The organism is Stenotrophomonas sp. GD04024 (genome assembly GCF_029837545.1).
Lineage (GTDB): Bacteria > Pseudomonadota > Gammaproteobacteria > Xanthomonadales > Xanthomonadaceae > Stenotrophomonas > Stenotrophomonas forensis.
Genome location: NZ_JAOEDV010000010.1, coordinates 74,345 through 91,850 on the forward strand (window position 1 = coordinate 74,345; position 17,506 = coordinate 91,850).

At 61.7% G+C, this 17,506-nt stretch carries 11 protein-coding genes; 8 read left to right on the forward strand and 3 right to left on the reverse strand.

All coding sequences use genetic code 11. From position 1 onward, the window contains the following. The first annotated feature begins 70 nt into the window (after positions 1 to 70). The 3 genes from N7590_RS05360 (at position 71) to N7590_RS05370 (ending at position 10,247) form a co-directional block, all read left to right on the forward strand. Positions 71 to 1,309, forward strand: coding sequence for a site-specific integrase (locus N7590_RS05360; RefSeq protein ID WP_043033702.1), 1,239 nt, complete (start codon positions 71 to 73; stop codon positions 1,307 to 1,309). After that, positions 1,299 to 2,459: a hypothetical protein gene (locus N7590_RS05365; protein WP_232460606.1), complete on the forward strand. Its 1,161-nt coding sequence runs from the start codon at positions 1,299 to 1,301 to the stop codon at positions 2,457 to 2,459. The genes N7590_RS05360 and N7590_RS05365 overlap by 11 nt, the downstream gene beginning before the upstream one ends. 96 nt (positions 2,460 to 2,555) lie before the next feature. Beyond that, a complete protein-coding gene (locus N7590_RS05370; RefSeq protein ID WP_088024702.1) occupies positions 2,556 to 10,247 on the forward strand; it encodes a UvrD-helicase domain-containing protein in 7,692 nt (2,563 codons plus the stop codon). A 108-nt stretch (positions 10,248 to 10,355) separates the two neighbouring features. Here N7590_RS05370 and N7590_RS05375 read toward each other — a convergent pair whose 3' ends face one another. Beyond that, the gene (locus N7590_RS05375; RefSeq protein WP_088024704.1) at positions 10,356 to 11,639 is read right to left on the reverse strand and encodes an inovirus-type Gp2 protein; all 1,284 of its coding nucleotides are present in this window, start codon (positions 11,637 to 11,639) and stop codon (positions 10,356 to 10,358) included. 162 nt (positions 11,640 to 11,801) lie between these two features. After that, on the reverse strand, positions 11,802 to 12,107 hold the full coding sequence (locus N7590_RS05380; protein ID WP_046429154.1) for an AlpA family phage regulatory protein: 306 nt from the start codon (positions 12,105 to 12,107) through the stop codon (positions 11,802 to 11,804). A 792-nt stretch (positions 12,108 to 12,899) separates the two neighbouring features. Here N7590_RS05380 and N7590_RS05385 point away from each other — a divergent pair. The 5 genes from N7590_RS05385 to radC all read left to right on the forward strand — a co-directional run bounded on the left by N7590_RS05385 (position 12,900) and on the right by radC (position 16,792). Beyond that, positions 12,900 to 13,856: a DUF932 domain-containing protein gene (locus tag N7590_RS05385; protein ID WP_088024705.1), complete on the forward strand. Its 957-nt coding sequence runs from the start codon at positions 12,900 to 12,902 to the stop codon at positions 13,854 to 13,856. Beyond that, complete coding sequence (locus tag N7590_RS05390; protein WP_046429159.1) at positions 13,853 to 14,230, forward strand: hypothetical protein; 378 nt, start codon at positions 13,853 to 13,855, stop codon at positions 14,228 to 14,230. The genes N7590_RS05385 and N7590_RS05390 overlap by 4 nt, the downstream gene beginning before the upstream one ends. Positions 14,231 to 14,301: 71 nt before the next feature. Continuing rightward, on the forward strand, positions 14,302 to 15,288 hold the full coding sequence (locus N7590_RS05395) for a lambda-exonuclease family protein (protein ID WP_088024707.1): 987 nt from the start codon (positions 14,302 to 14,304) through the stop codon (positions 15,286 to 15,288). Positions 15,289 to 15,299: 11 nt separating this feature from the next. Then, the gene (locus N7590_RS05400; protein WP_088024709.1) at positions 15,300 to 16,196 is read left to right on the forward strand and encodes a hydrolase or metal-binding protein; all 897 of its coding nucleotides are present in this window, start codon (positions 15,300 to 15,302) and stop codon (positions 16,194 to 16,196) included. 98 nt (positions 16,197 to 16,294) lie between these two features. Beyond that, on the forward strand, positions 16,295 to 16,792 hold the full coding sequence (gene radC / locus N7590_RS05405) for a DNA repair protein RadC (RefSeq protein WP_197650558.1): 498 nt from the start codon (positions 16,295 to 16,297) through the stop codon (positions 16,790 to 16,792). Positions 16,793 to 16,975: 183 nt separating this feature from the next. On the opposite strand, the gene N7590_RS05410 is transcribed toward radC, so the two are convergent. Next, a partial coding sequence (locus tag N7590_RS05410; RefSeq protein ID WP_279935223.1) for an ADP-ribosylglycohydrolase family protein occupies positions 16,976 to 17,506 on the reverse strand: 531 nt, incomplete at its 5' end.

The following is a 17,506-nucleotide window of genomic DNA, read 5'->3' on the forward strand; positions in this document are numbered from 1 at the left end:
CACCTAAAGGAAGCAAACATCAAATGGCATACTCGATGGCATACCGGAAACAGGGGGGCCGAGGAAGGACATGGGATTGATCACGGATGCAAAGGCTCGCAGCCTGAGCCCTGGCGGTCAGGCTGTCCCGCACGGAGGCATAACTGGCCTGACGCTGCATCCGTCGCCCTCACAGAAGGGGCAGGGTAAGTGGGTGCTGCGCTACGTCAGTCCTGCCACGGGCAAGCGACGCAACGCCGGCTTGGGTGCCTACCCCGAAGTTGGGATTGCTCTGGTGGGTAAACTGGCGCGAGAAATGCGCGAGCAGATCGCGAGTGGGCAGGATCCGTTGGAGGTTAAGGCGGCTGACCACGCTAAGCCGAAGACACCGACCTTTCAGGAAGCAGCGGAGCTACTCCACGCGGAACTAAAGCCCGGGTGGAAGAATCCCAAGCACGCACAGCAGTGGCTTAATACGCTGACTGAGTACGCGTTTCCACGGATTGGCTCCCTTCCCATCGACCAGTTGCAACCGCGGCACGTTGCGGATGTCCTCCGCCCCATCTGGCTCGACAAGGCAGAGACGGCAAGTCGCGTGAAGCAACGGCTACACGCGGTAATGGCGTGGGGTTGGGCGCACGGATTTAACCAAGCCAACCCGGTCGATGTCGTAACACATCTGCTTCCGCTGCAGCCGGGAAAGTCTGTCCGGCAGGAGCATCAGCCAGCAATGCCCTGGGCGAAGCTTCCATCGTTCGTGAAAGCAGAACTTGCAGGAGCTGGCGAGTACGAAGTCACGCGAAATGCTTTGCTGTTCCTGATCCTGAATGCCAGTCGTTCCGGCGAGGTGCGCGGGATGACGTGGGCGGAAGTGAACCTTCGCGCGAAGCTGTGGACGATTCCTGCTGCTCGCATGAAGGCCAAACAGCCTCATCGAGTGCCATTGTCGGAACAGTCCGTCAAGCTGCTCAGGCGCCAGGAAGGCCATCACGACGAACTTGTCTTTCCCTCTGTGCAGGCTCGTTCGGTCATGTCGGACATGACGCTCACAGCCTTGTTGCGGAGAGCGAACGCACCGAGCGACACGCCTGGGCGTATTGCGACCGCCCACGGCTTCCGCTCGAGCTTCCGCGACTGGTGCAGCGAGCAAGGCTATGCCCGTGACCTGGCAGAGCGGGCGTTGGCGCATACGGTCAAGGACAAGGTCGAGGCCGCCTACCACCGCACAGATCTCTTGGAGCAACGTCGTCCGATGATGCAGGCCTGGGCCGACTTTGTTCACCCACCTGCAAAGAAGCCCAAGAAGGATGCCTCGCCGCATGACGCCTGAATCGCCAGCCATTCGAGTCCGGCCCTTAGCCAGCATGCTTGACGGGAACGACCCTGTTGAGTTCGTTCACAGGCTCCTTGAGGCTGGATACGACAGGTTCTACGTCAAGGTCCCGAAGGGATTTCGGGTCAGCCTTCTCTCCATTGACCCCTTTCCTCCTGGGTACCAGCTTCTGTGGCCCCAGAAGTCAACCCAAGGTCCCGTGCGGGCTGATGGCAATCAGGCCCAGATACGGTATTTGCAGCTCGATACATCGCAGTTGCGTGACGTTCTCGAATATCCCCCCATCGCATTGCACCAATTCAGTGCGGGAGGTCTGGAATCCGCGTTGACGCACGATGGCATTCCCTCAATCGATTTCAAGTATCGAAAGGGTTTGCTGGGTTTCCTCTTGCCCACCGAGCGGGCCATCGCCGACAAGGTGCCAACCGAGTTTGATGCCAGCTCGGGTGCTCCTGTGGTCGTGAAGACGTTGAATCGCATCAGAAGCCAGTATTCGTACATTCTTCACGGGGTCAGTTTCAAGGATGTTTTCGTTGAGGCGCCCGCACTTAGTGACGCCTTGGAAAGCACGCCGACTGCTAAGGATGTGCTTGTGCCAGCCTGTGGAGATGCGCCGGATGACCCCTATGGGCTGAAAGATTCGTCGTCATTGGTATACGAGATCCTCCGCAAAGCCTATCGAAATCGAGGGAGGGCGCGCAGTGAGATCGATGCGCCATCGCTTGCGGCAGAATTTCGAGAGTTGAATGCCGGCTACAAGAAGAATCCCAAGCCTTTCAACGACGGTCGGCATGAGTTCGCGGCGACGCTCGCCAACCCCGGCTACAACTATTCGTCCGAGGGCCTTGGGGAGATTGATCTTCCCGAAGAGGCCGTAGAGGTTCCGGCGGATACATTCCTCGATCAGGATTTCATCAATCACAAGCTCAGAAAACTCCTATATGCCGCCTGCCGTTGGAGTGGTGCTAAGGAACCAGGACTCGGCGGCGATCGGGAAAAATTGGTGGATCTCTTGGTTGGTCTTGGCTTCTTTGACCGGGAAGACAGTGATCAGGTGCAGTCGTTGGTTTACTTCATCACCGGTGAAAAGTACCGGCGCAACAAGCACAAGAGCGACTTTAGGCACATCCGCAGCGATCGAGGGTGACGCCAAGCCGGGGATGGGTAACGCGCACACCCGGTCATTTTCCATTTCGCCAAGACTTTGGGAGACGCGTGTGTGCCAGCAAGGGGATGAACAATCATGAGCACGCTGGCCGACCAGCTGAAGACATTGGGCTTACAGCCGACCGAGCGAGAGGTTGTGGACACTAGGAAGACCAATTCCAAGACCGGTGGTCGGCCGCTAGGATCTGGTAAGAAGCCACAATCTGATGAGGGAATGCTCTTCTTGAAGCTGCCACGCTTCGGAACTGTGGCCAGGCTCGACGAAGAACGGGGCTTCGGCTTCATCTCTGGTGGCGCGCGCGAGGACGTGTTCTTCCACTTCAGGGGATATCCGGGCCGGCTACCTGACGGAAGAAAGCTTCCCCCTGTGGGATCGCAGGTGCTTTTCATTACGGGCAGCGACCCACGGCGTCCACACGAGCCCAAGAAGGGTGCAGTCTTGTGGGCGCCCGTCGAAATCTCTTCAGCTTCGCTAGGGAATGCGCCCACGGATCAGACATCTGTGGACGCTTTGCGGCGCAAGCGCCTAGGTGAGTTGCCGCGGGATGCGCTGTGGGGCCTGTTTGAAACAGCGTGGTACGCGAAGCCGTGGGGTGGAAATGCGCCGGCACCCACCGACCTGGAAGACGAGGTACTGGGACAGGTCGTCTGCGAACGTCTGGCCGAGATGTCGCCGGCTGATCTGGAAGCACATCAGGTCAGTAGCCGGCTGGCGAAGTCGCACTACCAGTTTGCTGCCTGCCTGTCGCCAGGCAGCCCGGCTTGCGCGTTCACGCGGATGCTGGAAGTGTTCGAGCCAGCACAGCTGGCCGTGCTGGGGACACCAGACCCCTCGTGGATTCAACGCCAGAGGCTTTCTCCGGACGCCCGCTCCCGCCTCCTTGAATGGCACCTGCTCAGCCGGGCCTTGTCGAAACCGCGTGGCAACTGGGAGTCCTGTTTCCCAGGAGCCGAGGCATCCGAGGTCGAGCTGGCAACGCGTTTCCTGGCCTACGACATCCCGCGGGATGCGTTCATCGATGCTTGGCTGGACAGGATCGTGCGTAACGGATTGCTGTCCGAAGTACAGGCTGAAGCGTGGGCGGACCGTAATCTCGATCTATCGGTTTCGCTGTTTCATCGACTTCCAGCCGCGCGCCAGGTTTCTCTGGTGTCAGGGTGGCGGAAGAATCCGGCAGGGCTGGACAAGCAACTCCAACAGGAACCATCACGTGCAAGGACGCTGCTTACCGCTGCGTCACTGGCGTTTGACCTGGAAACCGACGGTAAGCGCATCTGGGAAATCGGCTGCGCACGCAACGGACAGGCCAGCCTTCTTCACGATGAGCGTAGCGGGACCGACCTGGATGTGGCCATGGCCGACCTGGGGCAGCGAGTCCACGCTGCGCCATTGGTGGTAGGTCACAATGCCCTGGCATGGGACTGGCCGATTGTTGCCCGCTACATCGCGCCGACTTCGGTGCCATTGATCTGGGACACGTTGCTCATCGGGTACCTTCTGGAGCCGCAGGCGGCGTCGCACGCGCTCGGTGGGCGGCATCATGCGGACCGGGATGCACTTGACACTTTGCAGCGGTTCAAGCGACAGCTAGAGGGCCTGCCTGAAGATATTGCACGCAGGGTGTTGATCGGCGAGTTCACCGATTCTGCCCGACTGCTGGATGCGGTCATTGAGGCCCAGCGGGGCGTCCGCGATTTTGCCCGAGAGTTCCCGGGCTTCATGACCGCGGAGGGAAGCTCGCCTGCGAAGCTGGTCGTCGTGCCCGAGAGCAGGCTCGGGGAGATCGACTGGGTTCCGGGCGCGTCGGTGGTCTCGGCGGACCCCAGCGAAGGGCTGGCGGCCGAGTGGCGGGAAGTTGACGTTGCCTTGCTTAAGAAGGCCCTGCCGGCAGACGCCGCGTCCGACCCGGCTGCTCGGGTCCTGGTGGCTGTTGGGGAGCAGGCTGCCGCGCAGGGCATCGCGCTGCGGCGGAACATGATTCCGGTCTGGCTGCTTGAACGTGACGCCCGCCTGCGGTCGGCGGTCGACATGGCGTGCGTAGTGCCGAAGGCCGGTTCGGGCTGGCGTATCGCGTCGTTGCCCGCCAGCGTTGACTGGTGGGCCAGCAGGGATCCATCGTCCTGCGTGGTGACCGGGCTCAGCGATGATGTTCTCGTGCTCGATCGACGGAAGGTTGCGCAAAGCGATGTTGCGCAGATGCTGGGTGAAATGCCCGCAGCGCCATTCATGCGTATCGGTGAAACCGGATCTGCGTTGCGATGGTTGCTCGTCGACCGTGCCGCACACGTGCTCGACTCTCGAGGAGGTCTGGCTGCATTCACGACGCTCCCCGTCAGCGATGCGGCGATAGTTCGTGCCGAGGGCGCGCCGGTTCCGTCATGCCGTCCGAAGGTTGCAACGCGGCGCCATCACGTGTTGCATCCGCGGGCCGAGGACCAGGGCAGCTACTGGGCCGAGGTGCTTCGTACGTTCAAAGAAGTGGCGACGTTTGGAGCGGGAACCGTTCCGATTCTCCTGATTGCGAGTACCCAAAGCGAGGCGCTGCGTGATCTATTGACAGTTGGGCTGGCGGAGATCGGGCTTGGTGAGGTGAAACCGGAACACCGCAGCCAACGTGAACACATGCTTCGCGCCTCGAGTGGTGGCCTCGCGCTGGTCGACGTGGTCGACCAGTGGCCCGTCTGGCAATCGCTTGCCCAGTCGGCAGGCGTGGTGCTGCAACCTGTGGTCGAGGCACTGCCGATCGAGGAGTGGCATGCCTGTGCGGAGACGCGCATTGCCGCGCAGGCAGGTTGTGATTCTGGGCAAAAGACCGAGAAGGCGGGCGGCGCCACCGTCGTTAGTGGCGCTGCTGTACTTGAGTCTGCGCCTGCCTTGTTGCGGGCCCGGTTGCATGGATGGATGGCCGATGTGGGGCTGTCAGCGTCGCAGCTCCCCACCATCCTTATTGATCCGCGCGTGGGCGACATGGCCAAGGGGCTGTCGAACTTGGCGGACTCGTTCCAGCTTGTGGAGACGCCATTCCTGGCTGAGCAGGCGCAACGGTTGGAGCTTGTGTTGTCGCCGTTCAAGCTGGTGCGAGAGGTGGCTCCTTCCGGCATCGAGGCTATGGAACGCTTCCTGGTGGCGAACTGGCAGCCTCGAAGCGGGGGCGGTGGGAATCGCGTCACCGGCTTCAAGCCGTCGCAGAAGATTGCGATGGAAGCCATCTGCGAACGCTCCGCTAATGTTCTCGTCTCGTTGCCGACGGGCGAGGGCAAGTCGGTGCTGTTTCAAGTTCCCGCGCTCTGCCGTGGCCTACGCAATAGACGGCTGACATTGGTCATCTCGCCGTTGAAGGCCTTGATGCGGGATCAGGTGGAGCGCCTGCGGGAGCAGGGTTTCTCCGAGTCAGTCGACTATCTGAGCGGTGATCGACCGCCCAGCGAGATCGCCGAAGTGATCCAGGGCGTACTCGATCATCGCATCGTGCTGCTGTATGTCGCGCCAGAGCGGACACGCAGCAGTGTTTTCCTCGATGTGCTTCACAAACGCATGCAAGCTGACAAAGGCTTGGAGCATGTAGTAGTGGATGAAACCCATTGCGTGAATCAGTGGGGATACGAGTTCAGGCCGGACTACTTTCATGCGCTGAATCTGTTGCTGCGCATGTGTCGTGCAATGGATTTGAGTGAGCCGACGCCTTTCCTGTTGCTGTCGGCAACGATCACCGCGTCCGACAGGGTCCGTTTGCAGGCCGTCATGTCCGGAGATTCCGGAGAGACGGGATCTCCACTGCCGCTCTTGGCAAGGCCGGACTCGTTCTCCAATCCATTGCGAACGCATATTGCCGTTGAGCCGCGTCGTGTGCGTGGCATGCTCAACGACCGGCGGAACTTTGACAAGGCACTGGCGGAGCGTCTGCCTCACATCGAAGAAGCCGTATCGGCGGCACGGCGCAACCGGGCGTCGACGGGTCAACGTAGTGCCGTCATAGTTTTTGTATCCAGCCGATACCACGCGGAGGTCGTGGCGCAGCGGCTTGCCCGGGCCACCAGCGGTCAGGTCGACTACTACCATGCGGGCTTGGATGCAGGCTCGCGGGAAGAGATCTACACGCGCTTTCTTGACGGTGACCTTGATGTCCTAGTGGCGACGAAGGCCTTCGGCATGGGCATGGATATTCCGGACATCCATTGGGTCGTGCACCTTGCACCGCCGGGATACATCGAGGACTACCTGCAGGAGGTTGGCCGGATCGGGCGCGGGGAGCGGGAGCGTAAGAATGCGCAGCTCGAAAAGCTTTCCGCCACGCTGCTATTCTCGGATCAGGACTTCGAGTCGATCCGGGGTTTGCGGGCGCGCAGCGCCCTATCCCTTCCAATCATCAGGGATCTCCACGAAAAGGTGTGCGAGCACGCATACCAGGTGGATGGCCAGCAGCTCGCGATCGTTCCTGCCGAGGGCTACGGCACGCCACAGAACCCCGTGGGGCAAAGTCCGGCCGCCAGACGCGCGGCCGCGACGCGAGTCAGAATGGGGCTGTACTGGCTCGAACGGGCCGAACGCGTCCGCCTGTGCGGTTCCGTCCCGGATCTGATTGAGGTGACTGCCTACCCGTCCTCGCTTGAGCGGATATCCCAGGAGGATGGTTTGGCTGCTGAAGTAGCCGGTTTGATTCTTAAAATTGGTTCGGTGGACACTTCGCTTGCAGGTGCATCCCTTGGAGGCGGCTCCGTTTTTGGCGCTTCTCCAACCCCGGCAGGACTTCTCGGCGGCACGATCGACGTGCTCGGACGGCTGTTTTCCAGCTTGTCCGACACGGTGGGCATGCTATTCGATGGCTCGGCAAGAACTCCGGCGCGGTCGCTTCCAAGCCCACGTCCCGCACACGCCGGGTTGTCGAGCGGTGAGGCCGCCACGGCAAAGACGGTGATTCTCAATCTCTCCCAGATCAAGCTGCGCAGCAGTGCGATCAAGTCGATGGGAGATGTGCTGGCAGTCCTAGGCGACCTCGAAAAGCGTGGGGCTGTATCGCTGAATCGCGAGATTGACGTTGTTCCGCGCAAGCTTGCATCTGAGCCATCCACCAAGATCAGCGAGCTCTTCCAGTACGTCGATGGCGGAGTAGCCGAACTCATACGCCGGCTCGCGAAGAACGGACGAATCGAGTTCAATCCGTTTGAGATGGTCGAGGACGTAGAGGGGCCGCGGGTCGGCGATGACAAGCGCCGGATGTATGAAAGATTGTTCATTAACGGCTTCAGAAGCCTTGCGCGTGCATCCGGAGTCAAGCTTCGCCAACTGGTTCGGGCCGACGATAAAGTCATCTGGGAGGCAGTGCTTCCGCGGGCGTCATGGTCCAAAGCAGATTCCAGACGGCAACGTTACCTGCAGGGGGCGAAGTCCCTGTTCGCGGTCGTCGTCAACCAGAGATCGATCCCGATTTCGAAGATTGTGGATCAGCTACGTGCCGGAAGCCATGACGGCCGTTTCCGCGAATCTGACTTGAACAAGGTGACGGGGCTTCTGTCGGCAATGAGCCTTGTCAGCATTTCGCCGGAGTTGGTTCCGCTGTCACATGTCGTAGCGGTGTCCGATGCCAATGGCAGGCTTGAGGATCAGTCGGATATCTGGGACGAGCTCAGGCAGGTCAATGAACTTGCAGAGGCACGAAATCTGGCAATGGAGGTGTTCGCAAACGTGAACACCGATGCCCATCCGGCCTTCATAGAAGGGTATTTCGATACCGCGGATGGGCCTGCGATCAGGCACTTCCTTGATTCGCAACTCGGTGAAATAGTCAGCGAGGATCCGGACGGTCCCTCCACCTTGCTCTTAGAGATGCAGGAAAAACTCCGAGCCACGAAAGCGGTTGAGTTCTTCGAGAGATTCAGGGTCTCGGAGGAATCGGCGCAATGGGAGGTGGTCAAGGCACCGTTCGACCAGCACATCATGGTCAACGCGGGTCCAGGGGCTGGCAAGACCTTTGTCCTTGTAGGAAGAATCGCGCACTTGATCCGGGAGCAGAACATCGATCCCTCGCAAATCATCGTGCTTGCGTTCAACCGCGCAGTCGTCTTTGAGATCAGGCGACGGATTCGCGAGCTATTCAAGTCGCTGGGCTATGCAGCCTACGCAGGGCGCCTGCGTGTCTCGACCTTCCACTCCTTGGCCATGCGGACCCTGGCGCGGGAGGGGGTTGAGATTACTAGAAACAATATGCAAACCCTGCTGTCAGATTTTGCCAGTCGGCTGTCGAAAGATCCTTTGTTCGCCCAGAGGGTAGCCGGCGGCGCACGTTGTGTCCTTGTGGATGAATTCCAGGACGTGACGGATGACGTGTATCAGGTCATCAAAAACCTCCACGCCGGCAGCGGGTCCCGGGCAGGGGTCATGGTGATTGGTGATGACGACCAGGACATCCTGCGCTGGCAGCGGAAGAATGATGGTAGTGCTCATCAGTTTTCCGAGAAGTATTTTGATAAGTTTGCGAGTGATTTCGGGAGAGGCAGTTTCCAGGAGTTTCTGCTGGGCGTGAATTTCCGATCTGGCGAGAGCATCGTCGAGCGCAGCCAGCTGATGATCTCAGGGTTCTTCGAGCGCACGAGCCGCTCCCGGCGCCTGAAGACATCCCGGTTGAGACCACGCATGGGAGCGCCGGAAGGGGCGTGCCAGGCCATCGAGTGGAGCGGCCGAACGTGGGGCGAGGCGGTAGAAAGCACCGCATCGTTGCTGACGGAGCTGGCCGGCCGCGAATGCGAGTCGACTGCCGTGCTCTGTCGTTCGAATGCTGAGGTCGCTGAAGCGCACAGGCTGTTGAGCCAGGGGCAGCCGAGACTGAGGGTGCAAGGGGGCGCCAATCTGCGCGTAGCCGATCTACGGCACGTGGCGATCTGGTTGGACCATCTTCGGGAGGCGGCTGCCAAAGGCGACGCCGCACTTTCAGAGGATTTGCGGCGAGAGATCTTCAACCGGACGGTGCAAGCTGGAGGTGTTCCGGAATACTCCAGGCCGGCTACGTCCGACGTCACGCTGGACGATCTGTGGGAGCTGTGCTGCCGCGAGCGTTCATTCCCCCATCTTTCCTCGCTCGTTCAGTTTGTCGATGAATTGAGAACCGATGAACTCGTGCGGTTGCTGGGGACGGTAGATGAAGCGTCAACGGCAGTAGTTTCGACACTGCACAAGGTGAAGGGGCTTGAGTTCGACAACGTAGTAATTCTGCCGTCGATGATTCAGTTCGGCGTTGCAGGGTGGGATCGACTGGGACCGGATCTCCAAGGCGATGCCGCGGAAGAGGCGCGGCTGCTGTATGTGGGAATGACCCGGGCCAAGAGGAATCTGACGTACTACCGCGGTGATCGCGAGCGGAGCTGGGGAAGGAAGGATCCTGTGCCGTATGACGGCCTGCGCACAGACGGCCAGGTGTTGATCGGTTCAATGGAGGATGTCTCGCTCGGTTGGGCCATGCAACGCAACGCATTCAACCCAACTCCGGATGAGTGTCAGCGCTATATCGAGACTGAAGTCGCGATAGGTGATCCAATCGTGCTTGGCGGGCGGGGGGGCGGTGCGTTCAAGTCCTTCATGCATCGAGGGAGTTCAGGACAATTGACACAGGTCGGCTTTCTTGCGAAGCAACATGTAGTCGGCGGACCGAATGCTTCGCTGAAAGTCAGCGCGGTCCTGCGGTTCCGGCCGGACTCAATCGACGAGACGCTGGCAGACTGTGTTCGTGATCGTGGCTGGGGGTACGTTGTGCTTGTTTCGGGGCGCCTCCGCTGAGGTTCGCTAGATTCCTAGCAGCGTAACCACGGCTCCTGCGTGCTCCCCGGGGCGTGTCAAGAGAAAGGGCCGGCAAGCCGGCCCTTCGTCTGGAAGCAAGATTTGAGGTCACTTTTTCAGCAACTCTCGATCAATGGCTGATGTGTCCAGGCCGCTGCTCCTGGGCGCGCCACGGCCGCTGTGACCCTTCGGCATGATTCCCTTGCGCAGGTTGCGGATCCCCTTCTTGCTCGCGGTGTCGGCGTCCTCGTCGCCTGCCAGGGACTTCGGCGGGCTGGGTTTGAGCTGCGTGGTTTCCTTGCACAGGTACTCGATCGCCAGGCGCAAGCCGCGCAGCTTGTCAGTGTCCGTCGGATGGATCAGACCCAGGCAGTTGAAACGGTACTGGTCCGTCCGGGTGTAGCAGTTGAAATAGCTCGCCTTGGCCTTCTTGCCCGTCTCGCCGACATCCACCCCATCCTCGTACTCTCCATGGCCGCAGCGGCGGACCCAGTCCTCTCCGACCATGCGGGTCAGATTGGCCGCATCACGGTGCTTGTGCCCGTCCAGGACAATGAGGACGTGAAAGTGGATGCCACGATCGATCCCGTCCTCGCGCTTGCTGATGTAACCGAGGACGTCGGGAACGATTCGATTTTCGCGCAGAGCACGCAGGAACCTCGCGTAGTGGCCATCCGCTTCGCGAGTGTAGCCCCAGCCCTTGAACGCCGGGCGGAAGTAGAGATCAACCCGTAGGATCAGCAGCTGCGAACGACGCTGGAACTGGGCTGCCAGATACTCGCAGCAGCTGGCGATGTTCTTCTCTTCGTTGCGCTTGTAATTGTCGACTTCGTCCTTGTAGGCCTGGCTCCGACATGATGCGCGGATGGAAGCAGCCGCGTTCTCGAGAATCTCACGCGTTCGTGGATCAATCAGTACCGGATCGCCGTTACGGGTGTGAGCCCAGAGCTCAGGCGAACACTGGTCGACGACCTTCAGCATAACGGTCAGGGGAGGATTAAAGCGGTGGTGCTTGTAGTACTCCGCACTGTCTTGGTTGTAGCCCTTGCATACATTGAAGAATGCCTTGCCGATCTTGGTCAGCTGATACCACGGCTGCCCCCTTCGATCGTGCGTCACTTCAATCGGCTGATCATCGCTCCGGGCGATGGCATCGACGAGTTTCTCTGCTCGGAGCAGCCAGTAGATGAAGTTGTGCTCCTGCCCAACATAGGTGTGCCCGTAGCGTTGACTGGTCTTACGTACGAAGAGGTGGTGTTCCCGCTCTGCCGAGGGCACCAGGGTAGCCTTAGACTCGGGGGCGATGGAAAGGTTGGGCACCTGCTCCTTGAGCAGGTCACAGTCGAAGGCGATTGCCGGGGTGTACGAGGTGGTCTGACTGATCTCATTCATGTGAATTCTTCTCTGCTATGTGCTGATTGATTAACTAATAGAATAAAAACCGGAATTCGCACGAGCCCGATGGGGCCCGCTTCTCCCAGCTTTTGAAAACAAAAACCCCAGGCGCGCTGGGGTTTTTGTGCGCTGACTTGCTACGTCGACTTAGTGAGCTCGTTACATGCGGCGCGCGTCCTCCATGCGGCTTTCCAGCCACTCGTCGATGACGTATTCGATCCAGCCCTTGGCGGAACTGCGCGAGCCGCCAGCCCCGAGCGCAACTGGGCGCGGAAAGGTTTCGTCGTGCCACGGACTTGACGGGTTCAGGCGGTTATCGATGGTGCTCTCGGAGCAAGAGAGCTTCTTCGCCAAATCCTTCTTGCGCAGAACTCGCATGGAGCGCGTCGACGGCAGGGTGAGTCGCCCACTTGCGGTGTCCGGCGAATAGGTCGTGAGGATTGAGTAGTTGCATTGATGGTTCATAAAGCGATCTCGGTGGATCGACAGGCCCCTTGCCTGTCCACCGCGACGATGCCTGTTTCCGCAGATGACGTATAAGGAGCGGAAAATGCGGATCTTCCGAAGAAACCGGAGCGGAAATCCGCGAAGGGCGGGAGCGGCTGGGCGACACGCGCCGCCGAGCGCGGAAGCAGGTGGTCAGGACCTTGCCGGGAACTAACGTGACCGCCCAATCAGGCCCAAATGTCGGTCCTTCCGCGCTGAGGGCATCGAAGTTGGCTGGAGCACTCGGCAGGCCCGGGGCGATCTCGAGACGCTGGGCGTTGGGAACTCGATTGCAGATCACTACTTTCCGATGTGACCACCGCCCGAATCGGTCTGCGCCCCCTCCAAAAGGGTCGTGCGATCCGTCCTGCTCCGGATTTCCGATTGATGGGCGACGCCGTGTGCAGGGATTTCAGACTGCACGCTCGTCAAAGCCGACAGCTTTCAATAGGGCATTAGTGCGCTGCCGCATCTTTGGACGGCGTGCGCTCGACCGATTCAACGATTTTTCAAACCCATAACACCCTCATGAAGCAGGGAAACCCTTACTTCACGGCCGGGCGCTACGTCCCCAGCGCTCCTAGAAGGTCAAAGCCATGCGCGATGACGCCGAGGAGGCCCTTGTCAGCTTGCTGACGCTTGCCGCGCTGATTCTTGCCGGCCTGCTCAAGAAGCGCGACCGGGATCTCACCTAGCCGATCCATCGGCACGCAAAGGCCCGCCCTCACCGGCGGGCCTTTGCTTTTTGTGCCGCTCAAACAAGGAGCCGACATGCATTTGGTACAAACGATGGCCTACGCAGGGGACAAACCCTGGCACGGCCTTGGCAACAAACTGGCGCCGCAGCAGCCCATCGAGACCTGGCGGAAGCAGGCGGGAATGGACTGGCAGATCGAGGAGTCCGAGGTCCGGTTCATCACCGGCGGGTCCAGCCTGGGCATCATCAATGCCTTCCCGGAACACAAGGTCCTCTATCGCTCCGACACCCGGGCGCCGCTGGCGGTGGTGGGCAGGCGTTTCAACGTGGTCCAGCCCGGGGAGATCCTGGAGTTCTACCGTAACCTGACCGCCTGCCATGGGTTCGAACTGGACACCGCCGGCGTGTTGCGGGAAGGGCGCAAGTTCTGGGCGCTTGCCCGAACGGGCCAGAGCACGCGCCTGAAGGGCCGGGATCGGGTGGATGGCTATTTGCTCTTGGCGACCGCCTGCGACGGCACCTTGGCCACGACGGCTCAGTTCACCTCGGTCCGTGTGGTCTGCAACAACACGCTGCGTGTCGCCCTGGATAACGGTAACGGGGCGGTCAAGGTCCCCCACCGCAGCCAGTTCGACCCCGAGTCTGTGAAACGTCAGCTGGGCATCACGGTGTCGTCCTGGGACGGGTTCGTGGCCCGAATGAAAGCCTTGGCGGACCGTCCGGTGGATCCGGACTCGGTCGACGGACTGCTGCGGCGGGTGCTGACCTACACGGGGTCCGACGGCAAGAACACCGTGGCCAACGAGCAGGCCATCGCCGCGGCGCGGGCGCTGTACGAGGGCGGAGGGCGCGGAGCCCAGCTGGCTTCCAGTCGGGGTACGGCCTGGGGATTGCTCAACAGCGTCACCGAGTACGTGGACCACCACCGCCGGGCGCGCAGCGACGACCACCGGCGTGACGCCGCCTGGTTCGGGCAGGGCGCCCAGATCAAACAGCGGGCGTGGGACGAGCTGGTGGGGCTTGTGTCGTGAGTCGGCCCGGCAGGGCTCTCCAGCGGGAGGCCGAGCCCTGGCACGTTCCCCGCGAAGACCAGGACCTTCTGGACGTCGCCTACGTCGCGCTGGGCGCATCACAGGCGCTCGAGGCATGGCCGGCCCGCAGCGAAGCGATGGACCGCTTCGAGGGGCAGCTGGGCTATATCCAGGCCTGCATCGACCAAGCGCCGCTGCTGCATCGCCTGTGGCTTGAGTGCGGGAACGAGAACGGCTTGGTGTGGTGCTACGAGGTCGCAGGGCCCTTCGGGGCGCGCTACGGCCGGCACCTGCTGGCCGGAGGGGACCCGCTTGAGGCGGAAGCGATCCTCCGGGCCATTCTCGCGCCCGGGTTGCCAACCCCGTCCGGTTAGCCCCTTCACCCAACATCGTTAACGCCATAGCGCCCGGCCACAGCCGGGCGCTTTCTTTTTGGGAGATCGACATGAAGAAGCAGAATGCCTTGCGCCTGGTCGACACGCGCACGCTCGACCGCGGGCAGTGGCTGGAAGTTCGTCGGGGCGGGATCGGCAGTTCCGATGCCGCCACGGCCGTGGGCCTGAACCCCTACAAGAGCCAGCTGGAGCTGTGGCTGGAAAAGACCGGGCGGCAGCCGGCCACCGAGGACACGCCCGGCATGGACGACCCGCGCTACTGGGGCACTTTGCTGGAGCCGTATGTGGCCGTGGCCTATCAGCAGAAGACGGGCCGCAAGGTTCGCAAGCTCAATGCCGTCCTCCAGCATCCGACCCTGCCGTTCATGCTCGCCAACATCGACCGCGAGGTCGTGGGCGATCCCGACGTCCAGATCCTGGAGTGCAAGACCGCGGGGGAATTCGGGTCGCGCTTGTGGAAGGACGGGGTGCCCGAGTACGTCCAGCTGCAGGTCCAGCACCAATTGGCGGTTACAGGCAAGCATGCCGCGGACGTGGCAGTTCTGCTCTGTGGCCAGGACCTGCAGATCCACCGGATCGTCCGGGACGAGGACATCATCGCCCGGCTGGTGGTGCTGGAGGCCCGCTTCTGGGAGTGCGTCGAGACCGACACACCGCCGGCCGCGGACGGTAGCGAGTCGGCCGCCCGGGCCCTGCGTCACCTGTATCCCGGTAATGACACAAGTCTGGATTTCACGGGCGATGTGGCGCTTTGCCAGGTCTTCGACGAGCTGGCCGGGCTGCGCTCGGAGCTCGATGCCCAGCAGCAAAGGGCCGAAACGCTCAAGCAGGCAATCCAGCAGGCCATGGGCGATGCATCCAAAGCGATCTTCGCCAATGGCTCGGTCACCTACCGGCGGGCCAAGGACGGCACGTCCTTCGACGCCAAGCGGCTGACCGCCGAGCGCCCCGAGATCGCGGCCCAGTACTCGGTTGTGCGTCCCGGCGCACGCCGGTTCGTTCTGGCCGTCCACAGCGACACCCCCAACCCACCTTAGAGGGCGACACCATGTTGAAGGGACTTGTGATTACCCCGCCCGTGGTCGGGCGGATTTCCATCGGGCGCGTGGTCGAGCGCAACGGCAAGCGCCTACCGGAGAAGGATGACCAGTTCACCCTGACCAGCCAGATCCAGAACCGGGACGGCTGGATCCTGCACCCCCAGGACGAGGTGCTGCGCCAGGCCGCCGGGGGCAAGCTGCGCTCGATTCCCGTCCGGCTGATGTTCAACGACCCTAGCCTCAACCTCCGGGCCGACTACTCGTTGTTCGATCGCGCCACGGGGCGCCCGTTGTGCGTCGGTAATGGCGAGACCTGCCGGCGGACTACCCAGGAGGGGATCGCCTCGCTGCCGTGTCCGGGGCCGACCGGCTGCCCTTACGCGGCCGGCGACTGCAAGGCCTACGCGCGTCTCAACGTCCTGGTGGGCGATGCCGACGAGGACGCGCTGGGGAGCTTCGTGCTGCGGACGACCTCCTTCAACACGATCCGGACGCTGGCGGCACGGATGCAGTACTACAGCGCGGTCTCCGGTGGGCTGTTGGCGTGCATGCCGCTGGAGCTGAAGCTGCGGGGCAAGTCAACGACGATGAGCCACCGCGCCCCGATCTACTACGTGGATCTGGTGGTGCGCTCTGGCATGACGCTGGAACAGGCCATTGCCGATGCCCGCGATTTGGACGCGCGGCGACGCGCGGCCGGGGTCGACCAGAGCGCGTTGGATGAGGCGGCCCGACGTGGATTCGCCAATGGGGCGTTCGAAGAGCTGGAGGAGGACGTGCCGGCCCTCGTGGAGGAGTTCTATCCCGATGCCGAGCAGGGCGAGCCTGGTCGGGCGCAGCCGGCCCCGCCGCCAGCCCTACGCGCGCGCCTACAGGAGAAGGTCGCCCGACTCGGGACCGGCTGACACGGCTTGGCACACCAGGTGCTGCGACCACAGGCGCCAGCCCTTGACCACCACCGAAGGGCGCGCGAGCGCCCTTTCCGCTTATTGGAGATCACGAAATGACAGACGAACCGGTGCTGGGCCTCTACGTGCGCAGCAGTACCAAACACTATGCCCCCGCGGATGCCGAGGCCGTCTTGGCTGCGGCCAAGCAGATCGTCGACGCCAAGATGCAACGGGGCACTTGCTTCAGCGACCCCAAGATCGCCGCTGAGTTCTTCCTGGCCAAGTTGGGCGGGGCAGAACGCGAAGTTTTCGCTGCAGTGATGCTGGATTCCCGGCATCGCCTGATCAGCTACACGGAGCTGTTCTACGGCTCCATAGACGGTGCCGAGGTGCATCCCCGGGAAGTCGTGAAACAGGCCCTGCGCCTAAACGCAGCCGCGGTCATCCTGGCTCACAACCATCCGTCAGGGGACCCGGAACCGTCTGCCGCAGACCGGGTCGTTACGGCGAGGCTCAAGCACGCGTTGGCGTTGGTTGATGTACGAGTTATTGACCACGTCATCGTGGGTGGACGTCAGACGGTGAGCTTGGCAGAGAGGGCGTGGCTGTAGCTGCCTTCTCCCGACAGCCGGGCGGCCAGCAATCGATGTTCGGTAGGCGTCGGAAGGTGCCCGTGCTGAGAAACCCCCAGATGGACGCCACGGTGTCCATCTGGGGGAGTTCCGCATTTTTTTTGGTTCTGCTCGGCACCCCGGGCGATGCCATCAATTTTGCCCATGCCAGTTCGCTCCCTCTCAGAATCCTGGGTACTTGCGCCAGATCCGCTGGTTCAGATCTTCGTTGTCGCTGTATTCGCCGATCTCCCAGTCCTTGAACGCGTAGAGGTCTTCCGCCAATTCGGTGATGACATCGCGTAACTCCAACGGCTCCAGCCACTCGGTGGGAATCGTCTTCACGCCGTGCATGGCGCCGAGCAGGTTGCCCGCGATCGATCCAGTCGAGTCAGAGTCGCCATCGTGGTTCACCGCCAGGATCACGCCGTGTTTGAAGTTTCGGGCGACCAGCGCGCAATAGATGGAGATCGCCAGGGCCTCCTCAGCGATCCAGCCCTGGCCCAGCCGGGCAATGGCTTCTTCATTTGGTAAACCGGAATCGGCTAACTCCTCGGCCATCTCGATTGCCCGCAGCGTCTCCTCAAAACCGGGCTCGGCTCGCAGCAGGAGTTTGGCGGCGGCCAATGCCTCGCGCAGCGACGCGCCATCGGTCAGGGCCAGGATCAGCACCGCCAGCACACCACCGGTCAGGGCTCCGGTCGGGTGCCCATG